At 31.7% G+C, this 12376-nt stretch carries 11 protein-coding genes and 1 tRNA gene; 5 read left to right on the top strand and 7 right to left on the bottom strand.

Annotation, left to right across the window (positions count from 1 at the left end; translation table 11 throughout):
• Positions 1 to 2: 2 nt before the first annotated feature.
• Entirely contained in the window at positions 3 to 1526 is a 1524-nt protein-coding gene (zwf, locus tag BS621_RS08215) for a glucose-6-phosphate dehydrogenase (RefSeq protein WP_077142474.1), read from the bottom strand.
• Positions 1527 to 1636: 110 nt separating this feature from the next.
• Positions 1637 to 2749, bottom strand: coding sequence for an FAD-binding oxidoreductase (locus BS621_RS08210; protein ID WP_077142473.1), 1113 nt, complete (start codon positions 2747 to 2749; stop codon positions 1637 to 1639).
• Positions 2750 to 2930: 181 nt separating this feature from the next.
• Between BS621_RS08210 and BS621_RS08205 the strand changes: the two genes are divergently transcribed.
• A complete protein-coding gene (locus tag BS621_RS08205; protein ID WP_077142472.1) occupies positions 2931 to 3473 on the top strand; it encodes an SRPBCC family protein in 543 nt (180 codons plus the stop codon).
• A gap of 11 nt (positions 3474 to 3484) precedes the next feature.
• Here BS621_RS08205 and BS621_RS08200 read toward each other — a convergent pair.
• Together BS621_RS08200 and BS621_RS08195 are read right to left on the bottom strand one after the other, a co-directional pair.
• A tRNA-Glu gene (locus tag BS621_RS08200) sits at positions 3485 to 3557 on the bottom strand.
• Between the two features lie 41 nt (positions 3558 to 3598).
• Positions 3599 to 4717, bottom strand: coding sequence for a histidine kinase (locus tag BS621_RS08195; RefSeq protein ID WP_077142471.1), 1119 nt, complete (start codon positions 4715 to 4717; stop codon positions 3599 to 3601).
• Positions 4718 to 4823: 106 nt separating this feature from the next.
• Here BS621_RS08195 and BS621_RS08190 point away from each other — a divergent pair, with 106 nt between their 5' ends.
• Both BS621_RS08190 and BS621_RS08185 read left to right on the top strand, forming a co-directional pair.
• The gene (locus tag BS621_RS08190) at positions 4824 to 5363 is read left to right on the top strand and encodes a hypothetical protein (RefSeq protein WP_077142470.1); all 540 of its coding nucleotides are present in this window, start codon (positions 4824 to 4826) and stop codon (positions 5361 to 5363) included.
• A gap of 34 nt (positions 5364 to 5397) precedes the next feature.
• Positions 5398 to 5871 (top strand): Villin headpiece domain-containing protein, encoded by a 474-nt coding sequence (locus BS621_RS08185; protein ID WP_225866696.1) that lies wholly within the window; start codon positions 5398 to 5400, stop codon positions 5869 to 5871.
• 14 nt (positions 5872 to 5885) lie between these two features.
• Here BS621_RS08185 and BS621_RS08180 read toward each other — a convergent pair whose 3' ends face one another.
• A complete protein-coding gene (locus BS621_RS08180; RefSeq protein ID WP_077142469.1) occupies positions 5886 to 6881 on the bottom strand; it encodes a ribose-phosphate pyrophosphokinase in 996 nt (331 codons plus the stop codon).
• A 241-nt stretch (positions 6882 to 7122) separates the two neighbouring features.
• On the opposite strand from BS621_RS08180, the gene malQ reads away from it, so the two are divergent.
• Positions 7123 to 8643, top strand: a complete 1521-nt coding sequence (gene malQ / locus BS621_RS08175) for a 4-alpha-glucanotransferase (protein WP_077142468.1) — start codon at positions 7123 to 7125, stop codon at positions 8641 to 8643.
• A 13-nt stretch (positions 8644 to 8656) separates the two neighbouring features.
• On the opposite strand, the gene BS621_RS08170 is transcribed toward malQ, so the two are convergent.
• Both BS621_RS08170 and BS621_RS08165 read right to left on the bottom strand, forming a co-directional pair.
• Positions 8657 to 9151 carry a helix-turn-helix domain-containing protein gene (locus tag BS621_RS08170; protein ID WP_077142467.1) on the bottom strand — a complete coding sequence of 165 codons (495 nt, stop codon included), beginning with the start codon at positions 9149 to 9151 and terminating at the stop codon, positions 8657 to 8659.
• Between the two features lie 107 nt (positions 9152 to 9258).
• On the bottom strand, positions 9259 to 10914 hold the full coding sequence (locus BS621_RS08165; RefSeq protein WP_077142466.1) for an ABC1 kinase family protein: 1656 nt from the start codon (positions 10912 to 10914) through the stop codon (positions 9259 to 9261).
• Between the two features lie 64 nt (positions 10915 to 10978).
• On the opposite strand from BS621_RS08165, the gene BS621_RS08160 reads away from it, so the two are divergent.
• Entirely contained in the window at positions 10979 to 12376 is a 1398-nt protein-coding gene (locus tag BS621_RS08160; protein ID WP_077142465.1) for an aminotransferase class I/II-fold pyridoxal phosphate-dependent enzyme, read from the top strand.

Here is a 12376-nt window from a genome sequence, read left to right as displayed (position 1 = left end):
TGTTAAGGTCTACGCCAGAAAATATTATCTTTTGAAATTAATTGATCAGATTCTGGAGGACCCCACGTCATAGATTCATAATTATAAATAGGTAACTTCCAAGGAGAATTATCCATCAATTCAATTAATGGCGTATACAGTTTCCAGGCTGCCTCAACTTCATCACTTCGAGTAAATAAGGTTGGGTCAGAAAGCATCGCATCAGCTAATAATCTTACATAGCCTTCATCAGAGGGTTCTCCAAACGATTCATCATAAGAGAATTCCATCTCAACAGGTCTTGATTTCATTCCAGAACCAGGAGATTTTACCTCAAATTTGAAAGTAGCACCTTCATTTGGCTGAATTCTAAGGATAAGTTGATTTGGGGCAGGATTTATTATTGTTGATTCAAATAAATGAACAGGAACATCTTTAAAAGTCAAGACTATTTCTCCCAATCTTTTAGGAAGTCTTTTACCTGTTCTCAAATAAAAAGGAACCCCTTGCCAACGCCAGTTATCCACGAAAACTTTTGTCGCAATATAAGTTTCTGTTGTGCTATTACTATTAACACCATCTTCCTGCCTATATCCTTTGAGTCGATTTGAAATATTCCCTCCCTCTCCATATTGACCTCTTATACAACAATTCCACGGTTCATTTTCGTCAGCAAGTTTTGAAGCTTGAAGAACCTTAGCTTTTTCATTTCTTATTGCTTCTGGTTCAAATTTTCCGGGAGGTTCCATTGCAGTAACTGCAAGCATTTGAGTCATATGATTTTGAAGCATATCCCGTAAAGCACCAGAGCTTTCGTAATAACCTGCTCTATCTTCAACACCAACTGTTTCAGATGAAGTAATTTGAACACTTGATATATAATTCCTATTCCAGATTGGTTCAAAGATAGTGTTAGCAAACCTCAAAACAAGAATATTCTGAACCGTCTCTTTACCTAAATAATGATCAATCCTATAAATCTGACTTTCTTCAGCGCAACTTTGAACGATCTTATTCAATTTTTTTGCACTTGAATAATCTCTTCCAAAAGGTTTTTCAATTACTAAACGACTTTTCTTAGGGTCTTCTAAAAGACCAGCCCCTTTAAGAGCTTTACATCCACTTGCATAGAAATTTGGAGATACTGATAAATAAAATGTTCTATTCCCATGAGTAGCTTGTGTTTTATCAATTTCATTTAATCTTCTAGAAAGCCTTACGACATGATCACTTTGTTGTAGGTCAACTGGTTCATAGAAAAGATAATTAGAAAATTGATCCCACTCCCTTTCTTTACCATATATTTGATTTGATAACTTTACTTTCATCTTTTCTCTAAAATCATTATCAGTCCAAGGTCTTCTCGCACAACCAACTATTCCAAATTCACTAGGAATTCTTCTTTGCAAATAGAGTTCAAATAAGGCTGGTATTAATTTTCTATGAGTAAGGTCTCCACTAGCGCCAAAAATTACTAAACATTGTGGAGATATAACTCTTTCCTGCCGCAAACCTAATCTTAGAGGATTCCTTAAAGTTGAAGGCATATTTTTAGTATTCTTTATTTAAAATCCTCTTTTTTTTAAATATTAGCTACATATTGTGTCTAAACCAAAAAGTATTTAATTGGCGAAGCTTAAATCTAAATATCAAAGATTTAGTAAGTTTCTACGTGCCATCTTCCTGCTTTTTTTAGTTGAGGTCTTAATTCTGACCAGTTCAATCCTTTTTCTTCTGCTGCCTTAGTCATTGCTTCATCTATTCCTGGTTCCATACCCTTTAATCCACATAGATATATATGTGTCTTTTCATCTTCAATCATATTGAACAGTTCATTAGCTGACTCTAAAACTCTGTCTTGAATGTACATTCTTCCACCTTTTGTATTTTGCTGCTCGCGACTAATAGCTTTTGTATATTTAAAATTATCTGGATTCTCAGCAATGTATCTTTGAAGATCTTCTTCGTATAACAAATTAGCTGATTTTGGAGCGCCCATAAATAACCAAGCTTTACCTTTGAAATTCCATTTATTTTTTTCTTTTTCAGTTGGTTCGAACATTCTTCTTAAATAAGCCCTCATTGGTGCTATTCCTGTTCCAGTTGCCAACATAACAATGTTTGCGTCCTCTTCATCAGGGAGAAGCATTTCCTTACCAACAGGACCTGTTATTTTTACTTTATCTCCAGGCTTAATATCACATAAGTAAGTAGAGCAGACACCATTAATGGTTTCACCATCTTTTTCATACTGAAGCTGTCTTACACAAAGAGAAACTGTATTTCCATTAAAGTCATCACCATGTCTAGTGCTAGCTATTGAGTATAGTCTTAATTTATGAGGTTTTCCATTAGCATCTTCACCAGCAGGCATGATACCAATACTTTGACCTTCTACATAATTTAAAAATGGATCACTATCTTTAAGGTCGAAAGTTATGTGATTAACTCTACCAATTGCTCCCTCTTTGAGAAGACTATAGTTTTCAATGACTGTTCCCTCATATGGTGTTTTTGGACGATAAATATTGACTGGCACATCTGCATGTTTTTTCTTAACTATTTTTGGAGCTTCTGCTTTTGGAGCTTCTATTTTTGAAACAGCGACTTTTTTAGGTTCCACAGCTTTTGACTCAGGTTTTTTTGTTTTGGCTTCTTCAACAAATTTTAAAGCTCTTTTATTAAAAGTTGTGAGTATAAAATAAAAAACAGCTATTACTACTGGTATATGAGCTAATCCGCCTGCGATTACTTTTGCTTGTGAATACATTTTTTAGATTTCTTTTATAAAAGATTATCAATTTGTAGTTTAATTTGTAGTGATTTTACAAAAATGGTTACGTTTTGAGATCGGGATAAATAAAAGAAATTATTTTAATTTTTCAGTATTTGTTGTTTTTATCAGTATAGTTACACAGAAATAATTTTTTATCTAATTAAAAAATTCATTTATGAATAATCCTCAAGAATCAGAAGATCATTCTAAGAACAATGATTACAGGACAATTGAGCAGACGATGGAGAAGTTTTCCGGCGGGACAAGACGACTGGCAGCTCAACTTACAACTTCTGCGAGTTTTGATTCTTTGTGGAGTGTTTTAACAGATTATGATCGGCTAAATCTGTACATACCAAATCTTTTATCGAGCAAAAAAATATTTCAGAAGGGAAATAATGTCCATCTTAAACAAGTTGGAGCTCAGGATTTCCTTGGCATGAAGTTTTCAGCTGAAGTAACTATAGATTTATTTGAGGATAAGGAGCTTGGCCTCTTAAAATTTAATTTAATAAAAGGAGATTTTAGAAAGTTTGAGGGTAGTTGGAAAATTCAAAATATTAAAAATACTTCAACAAACTCATTAATTTATGATCTTACTGTTCAAGGTTGTCAGTGGATGCCAATAGGGATGATAGAGAAAAGACTAAAAAAGGATCTTTCAGAAAATTTAATTGCCGTAGACAGGCAAGCAAAATCATCAAAAAGATCGTTATAAATTTAAATTAATAGCCCCAAGGGGATTCGAACCCCTGTCGCCTCCGTGAAAGGGAGGTGTCCTAGGCCTCTAGACGATGGGGCCAGGAAATTAGCATAACAGCTTATTAAAAACTAAGAGTAAGGCTAGCCTTTCGTCAAGTATTGTTGCTCTTTGTTTTGTCCTTGCCACACAGGAACTGTGAAATGGAAGCAGGAACCTTCTCCAACTTCAGATACCACCCATATTCTTCCTCCATGGACTTGTACTATTCTCCTACATACTGATAACCCTATACCAAATCCTGAAGTTCCTTCAGAAGTCTGGGGAAGTCTAACCCTATCAAGAAAAATTCTTTTTTGTTCGCTCAAAGGAATACCTGCACCTTTGTCACAAATTGTTATTTCTACCCATTGATTTGTCTTATGAATCATAGTGATTTTTATAGATCCAGAATCTTTAGAAAATTTAATAGCATTTTCAATTAAATTTAAAAATACTTGCCTCATTCTTCTTTGATCTGCAAACACACTTGGCAGATCAGATGGAATATCAGTATCAATTTCAATATTCCTTAATCTCCAGAATTTTTCTAATTCGAGTATTACTTCAGCACTAATATTACCTAAATCAATTTTCTGAGGATTAAATAATGCTTCCCATTTAGTTGTTCCAACCTCCAAAAGATCTTGAGATAAGAGTTCAATCTCTTCAAGTCTTCTTTTAATTACCTCCTGTAATTTTGAAATATCTATTTGTCCGAGTTTTTGACTTTGAACAGCTAAGGTAGCAGCAGTTAAAGGTGTTCTTAATTCATGCGCGACCATTCTTAATAATCTTTCCTGAGATTCTATTCTTTTTGTTAATGTCTCATTTTCTTGTCTTAAAACAAGAAGTTCGTCTTCCAATAGAAATTCTTTTTGAGTTCTTATTGAATCAATTTTAGATGGCTGCAAATTAATGCCAAGATTTTTAGTTAAGCCTTCCTGTGACCACCTTGGTAACCATTTTTGCAATTGAGAGAAAATATTACTTCCAGCAAATATTTGCTTTGGAGCTGGGGAAAGCTTTATAAGAGCAGGAATAGCGACTAATCTATGTAGTTCAAGTAATTCTGGCTGCTCTGTGGGTTCAGAGATCTGAAGAGATATCTTAAATTCACAATCATCTGATTCTAAGTAAGCTATTAGGGACTTAATATCACTACTAGAAAGTTGATTTCTAGCTGCTATAAGTATTAGTTTTAGCTCTTTTTTATCATTCAAATGAATTCCTCTGAAGTGTTGAAAAGCTGTTAATCCTTATAAACACCTTAAGATATTTTTTTTTATTTTACATATAGGCTATTAAATAAATATGACTTTTTTATAAATGGTTGCTATTAATCCAAAGAAAAATTCACATTTTGGTGAAAACCCTCCTGAAATCAATTTAAATAGCAATTTAAAAAGGTGGTTTTCTAGGAATATTGGATTATGGAAATCTAATAGAACGTATTTTCTCGATGAAGCACAAAAAACTTATAATTTAATTATGAATATAAATATTCAAGCTCTTGAGAGTAAATCAGAATGGGAGTCGCATTATAAATTTACTTGGTATCCAGAAAAAAAATACAATTTCTTTGACGAAAATCCCCAGTATAAAGAACGAGGAGAAATGCATGCATTTTTAAAAGGCCATCAACTTAAGAGGGAAAATTTTTATTTAAGTAATGATGAAGGTATTTCAAATATTAAGCAAGTCGACGAACACGAAATGATTTTTGAATCTTCTTACAAAGATTGGTATATTCTTGAACATACAAGACTTGTAGATTCTGATAATTATAGATTTAGAGTTATATATTCATGGAACAAAGATATGCTTAAAATAGTAGAAAATCATCACGAAATTAAAATTATTAAATAAATTCTGTTGGCAGATTTAATTTAAAAAATAAAAAATGTTATCTTTAAGTGATATGAATAAAAATAAATCAAATATGAGTTTTAAAATTTCTAGAATTTTTGCAATCCCTCTAATTTTTTCATATTTTTTCTTTGATGCAAATAATGAATTTAATAAAGTAAATGCAAATGTTAAAAATTCACCTGCCAATAAAAATGATTTAGATTTATATCATGGGATGGGTGTTTCATTTCTATGTAATGCGACAAGAAAAGGATTTGATTTAGATTTCCCAAAAACATTAAACGTTGCCTCAGCAACGTTCGCATCAGTAGTATCACAAAAACATGGAGGGAAAATAATAGAGAAGAAGAAAGAACAAACAGTTGATATGAAACAATTACAATTTATTGCATCTCTGCAATTAGTTGAATCAGCTCTTCAAGTATGTCCAGATAATGTTCCTGAAAAAATAGAAAAACAATTTAAAATTGAAACTGAAAGACTCAAGAAATTACAAGGGTTATAAAAAAATAATTTCTTTTATCTAAACATAGAACTAACAGAACTTTCTTCGTGGATTCTCCAAATAGCTTCCCCCAGCATATTTGCGACAGAAAGAACTTTTAACTGAGGAAAATTATCTTTATGTATAACTGGTATGCTATTAGTCACAATAACTTGTTCGAAAAGATTCTTTGTACTTAATCTTTCATAAGAAGGAGGAGAAAATACAGCATGTGAGGCACATGCAAATATTCTATTAGCTCCTTCTTTTTTTAGTAAATTTGCCCCAGAACAAATTGTACCTCCGGTGTCTATCATGTCGTCTATAAGAATAGCTGTTTTACCTTTGACTTCACCAATAACGGTTAGACTTTCTGCGATATTATGAGCAGATCTTCGTTTATCTATGATAGCCAAGGGCGCATCATTCATTAATTTTGCAAATGCTCTTGCTCTTGCCACCCCGCCTACATCAGGAGAGACTACAACTATTTCTTCTAGATTTAAAGTTTCTAGATAATCAATTAATACAGGTGAGCCGTAAATATGATCGCATGGTATATCAAAGTAGCCTTGTATTTGAGCCGAGTGTAAGTCCATAGCAAGAACTCTATCAACTCCTGATTTCTCTAGTAAATTAGCAGTTAGTTTTGCAGTTATTGACTCTCTTCCTGAGGTCTTCCTATCTGCCCTTGCATATCCAAAATAAGGAATTACAGCCGTTATTTGTCTTGCAGACGCTCTCTTACATGCGTCCACCATTATCATAAGCTCCATTAAACTATCGTTTACAGGAGCGCACGTAGGTTGGATAAGGAATACATCGCAACCTCTAATAGATTGCTGAATCTGAACATAAAGTTCTCCATCTGCAAATCTTTTAGATATTAAAGGTACATTTTTAATACCTAAGTATGATGCAATTTCTTCAGCTAATTTAGGATTTGTTGTTCCACTTACAAGCCTTAATCTACTGTTAGTTAGATTAAAGTTCGATTCTTTATTCTGCATTGCCGTGATAAAACTTGTCACGAAATTTGCACCATAAAACCATATTCTTATCGTAGTCGTTTATGTGAATTTCGCAAAAGATAATGACTAGATGTTTTCAAAATTTACATCAATTAAGCAAAAAATTGTTTATTAAAAATTAGAAATTTTTTTTTAGACTTAAAACTAGGCATGATATTTGTCAATTAAATAAAATTTGTATATGGTTGAATTTAGAGAATCAAAAACACTTTAAGTGTAAAGGATCAAAAAATATTTAAACATGCCTAAAGATTCAATTATTGCAAAAAAATCATTAGGCGTACTTATGCATCCAACATCTATTCCAGGAGGAAGAGTATGTGGAACTTTTGGTAAAGGAGCTAAAGAGTGGATTAAAAAACTACATAAGCATGGAATTGAATACTGGCAATTTTTACCTCTTACACCTACTGACTCTACTGGTTCTCCATATAGCTCCCCATCTAGTTTTGCACTAAACCCATGGTTTTTGGATATAGATGATTTAATCGAAAAAGGTTTTATCTTCATTTCAGATAAAGAAAATCTAGTTCCAACTAATCAGAATAAAGATCATTTTGAATTTGATATTGCTGATGACTTAACAAAGAAATTAGGTCTCCTCCTTTTGCAAGGTTGGAGTTCACAATCTGAAGAAAGAAAAATAAACTTCAACAAATGGATCAGTAAAAATTCTTGGGTTGAGGATTATGCAACATTTGTTGTTATAAGAGAAGAATTTAATATGTTGCCTTGGTGGGAATGGCCTAAAGAATTTAAAATAAAAAATAAAAGTTTCTTAAAATCGTGGATTAAGAAAAAAAGTGAAGAAATACTTATTAAAAAATTAATACAGTGGCATCTTGATGAGCAATGGAGCGACATTAAAACCTTTGCAAACTCAAGAAATATTAAGCTGATAGGAGATTTGCCTTTTTATGTCTCCAGAGACAGTGCAGATGTGTGGAGTAATAAATCATTATTTTCAATTTTTAAAAATGGAGATTTAATCTTTCAAAGTGGTGTTCCACCTGATTATTTTTCTTCAACAGGACAATTATGGGGTACCCCAACTTACTTTTGGTCAAAGCATAAAAGGACTAGTTTCAATTGGTGGAGAAAAAGATTTCAAAGACAATTTGAACTTGTGGACATATTAAGATTTGATCATTTCAGGGGTTTAGCAGGTTACTGGAGAGTTAGTGGCAGTTCTAAAACAGCAATTATTGGCAAATGGATAAATTCTCCAGGTAAAACATTATTAAATAAAGTAAAAAAGGATCTAGGGGTTAACTATCTACCAATTATTGCGGAGGATCTAGGAGTAATAACTCCAGATGTAGAGAATTTAAGGGAAAATTTTGAACTGCCTGGCATGAAAATATTACAATTCGCTTTCGATGGCAATGAAGATAATCCTTATTTGCCCAAAAATATTGAAGGAGAAAATTGGGTTGTTTATACAGGTACTCACGACAACTCTACTTCTCTTTCATGGTGGGAAAATTTAGATTATGAATCCAAAAAAAGAATAAAAGATGAGTATAAATTTGCAGAGAATCCTTCTTGGGATTTAATCGAAATTGGGATGGAGACAAATGCTAATCTCTTTATCGCCCCATTACAAGATCTATTATCTCTAGACGATTCAAGTAGATTAAACAAACCTGGGACCACAAAAAATAACTGGAAATGGAAGTTAAATCGTCCTTTAGAAGAAATAGAAGATAATATAAGAATGTTTAGCGAGCTAGGAAATAATTTTGGGAGAACTATAAAGTAGATCTTGTTAAAAATTATTTATCAATGATTTGATTTTCAATATTTTGAATCTCTATGACATTTACATTTAAAATAAAGTATCTCTTCAATAAAAATATAGTTAGAACTAATATAAAAAAATACAAAAGACTTCCTTGCCATGTATTGATAAGATCGAATTTCCTGAACACAAATTTCTTTCCCTCTTTCTTTAAAATTTTTCTTTCCTTAACTGCTAAATCTAATAATGTATTTTTTTTTAATACTAAGCATTCCTCTAATTTAATTAGAATAGATCTTATAAAAGGATAATCTGGCCTAATATTTTTATTATTATTTTCAATAGAGTTTATTATTCGTTCAGGAATTTTTGAAATGTATGACAATTCTTTAACTGTAAGGTTTTGTTGCATTCTTGCTTCTTTTACTAACTTTGAAATTTCAGTATATTGATCAACCAGTCCAGAAATTAAATCTTTATTTTTTTCAGATTTTTTGTTAAGTAAAAAGAGATTTTTCAAAATATTCATTTAATTTCCAAAAAAAAAATAATACTTTTTACTTCTTATTTTTTAAACATTACATCCAATTCTAATCGAATTAAAATCATAATTAAGTTAATCAAATTAAATATAAACTAAACTGTAGAAATAATATTTTGTACTGCACTTTTTGCAATATTCAGAGGGCTAAAAGTATCTCTAATTAAAGCTAAGAGTTTTTTTGCATCAGTAAATTCTAATTTTTCATCTTTTATAAGACTTAAAAGAAGATTCTTCCTAACTTCGGATCCTTTTTTACTGACAAATAATTTCAATCCAGCGTTCGCAACGGGTATCAGATCTGAATTAATATTTTCTGAATCTCTAAATAAAATATTTAATAAACTTTCAACTTTTTCTACTTGGATTTGACCTTTTTTATCAAAAACGACTTCTAAAAGGATGTCTAAAATCTCATCAGAATTATCGGTCAATAGTTTTTTAGCAATATATGGATAAGCTATTTTTAAAATTTTAAATTCAGGATCTAACCTTAGTGCTAAACCTTCTTGACTAACTACGGCTCTTATTATTAAGGCAAACCTACTGGGAACTCTGAAAGGATAGGAATACATTAGTTTTGAGAATTTGTCAGTTACATTTTTAAGATTAAAATTACCAACCTCAGCGCCAAAAGATCCTCCTAGAACTTCTTTTAATGGTTCAACAAGTTTTTGAAGATCTTGTTCTTTGGTTAAAAAACCTAATTTCTGGAAATCTTCTGCTAGGAGATAATATTCTTCATTTATTATGTGAACAATTGCCTTAATAAGAGTAAGTCTATCTGAATTTGTAATAGTATCCATCATTCCGAAATCAACATAAGCTAAATTTCCACAATCTGCATTTCCTCCTTTTAGAGCAAACATATTTCCAGGATGTGGGTCTGCATGAAAATATCCAAATTCAAATAATTGCTGCAGTCCACTAATTACACATGTTTTTATAAACGAAGCAGGTATTAAGTTATTTTCCTCTAGTAAAGCTCGATCTCTTAACTTAACTCCATCAATCCAAGAAGTTGTGATTACCTTTTTGGAAGAAAACTGTTTTTCTAATTTAGGTATAAAAATATTTGGGTTTTCTTTAAATAAATTAGCAAATCGCAAAGCATTTTCGGCCTCTTTTTGATAGTCAATTTCATCAAAAAGTGCCTTACCGAATTCATCTATTATTTCTCCAATTCCAACACCTATATTTAAAGGTAAAAGTGGGGATAAAAAAGTTCCTAAAAACCTTAAAATTACAACATCCCTTCTTATGAGAAAGTATAAATTTGGCCGCTGTACTTTCACAGCTAGATAAGAATTATTTAATTTTGCTTTATAAACTTGACCTAAGCTTGCTGAAGCAATAGGACTATCTGGAAACTCTTCAAATAATTCATCAGCAGGGGTTCCAAGTTCCTCTTCAATGATTTTTAACGCAATTTTGTGATCAAATGCTGGGAGATTATCTTGTAATTTTGTAAGTTCTGTAAGCCAATCTTGTCTAACAAGATCTGGTCTAGTTGAGAGTGCTTGGCCTAATTTGATGAAACAAGGGCCTAAATCTGTTATTACATCAAAAAGATATTTCGAGAGATTTTTTTGTACATTTTTATTTTTACTGTTACCTTGAAAAAGTATTCTTAAAAAAAGAAAAATAAAAGTTAAAAGGATATATAAAACTCTTGGGATAAAGATCCATGGTCTCAAAATTAACCAAAATAAGTCATATTTTGCTGAATATTTCGAATAAGAACTTTTCATTAAAGTTAAAAAGTATCAAAAAACATTACCATGTAGACCATTCTATATATGTCAATAATACTTTATGAGCATTTCATCCTTTCTGACTAAAAAGTTTTTAAAGTCTTTATTCTTTCCCGCTCATAACAGAGGGGCAGCTTTACCAAAGAAATTAGTAAAGTTATTAAAATATCCACCCGGGTATTGGGACCTGCCCGAACTACCAGAGATAGGTTCCCCACTATCCCAAAGCGGATTGATTGCTAAATCTCAAAGAGAATTCTCCCACAAATTTGGAGCTAAAGGATGTTTTTTTGGAGTTAATGGAGCTTCCGGATTAATACAATCGGCAGTAATCGCAATGGCAAATCCAGGCGAAAATATCCTAATGCCTAGAAATGTTCATATAAGTGTTATAAAAATCTGTGCGATGCAGAATATAAATCCAATATTTTTTGACCTAGAGTATTCAACCGAAACCGGTCATTACAAACCAATTACAAAAATTTGGTTGGAAAATGTATTTAAAAAATTAAATTTTGATGAGAATAAAATTGCAGGGGTTATTCTTGTAAATCCCTCTTATCATGGTTATGCCAGTGATTTAGAGCCTTTAATAGATTGTTGTCATCAAAAAAATTTACCTGTTTTAGTTGATGAAGCCCATGGTTCATATTTCCTTTTTTGTGAAAACCTTAATCTGCCAGAACCGGCCTTATCCTCAAACGCTGATTTAGTCGTTAATTCATTGCATAAGTCGCTCAATGGATTAACTCAAACGGCGGTACTTTGGTACAAAGGCAATCTAATAAATGAAGGTAATTTAATCAAAAGTATTAATTTGCTTCAAACTACCAGTCCAAGTTCCTTATTACTTTCTTCTTGTGAAGAGTCTATTCGGGACTGGCTTAATAAAAAAAGTTTATCAAAATATCAAAAAAGAATATTAGAGGCAAAAAGTATCTATAAAAAATTAATTCAAAGAAATATTCCTCTCATAGAAACTCAAGACCCCCTAAAAATTGTAGTAAATACCTCTGAGGCTGGGATTGATGGTTTTGCTGCTGATAAATTTTTTTATAAAAATGGCCTTATTGCCGAATTGCCAGAAATGATGACTCTCACTTTTTGCTTGGGATTTGGAAATCAAAAAGATTTTCTTAATTTATTTGAAAAGTTATGGAGAAAATTACTATTAAATTCCAAAAAATCAAAAAGTTTAGAAGTGCTCAGATCGCCCTTTAAATTAGTTCAAGCTCCCGAAATCGAAATTGGAATTGCTTGGAGAAGTAAGAGTCGGAATATTCCTTTCTCACAATCATTAAATAAAATATCTGGAGATATTATTTGCCCTTATCCTCCTGGGATACCTTTACTAGTTCCTGGCGAAAAAATTGATATAGATAGGTTTAATTGGATAAATAATCAAAGTTTATGTAACAAGGATCTGGTAAATTTTAATATAAGAGTCTTAGAAACATAG

This window comes from Prochlorococcus sp. RS04, assembly GCF_001989455.1.
Classification (GTDB): domain Bacteria; phylum Cyanobacteriota; class Cyanobacteriia; order PCC-6307; family Cyanobiaceae; genus Prochlorococcus_A.
Note: the sequence above shows the minus strand (reverse complement) of the source record. Positions and strands in the feature narration are given on the sequence as shown.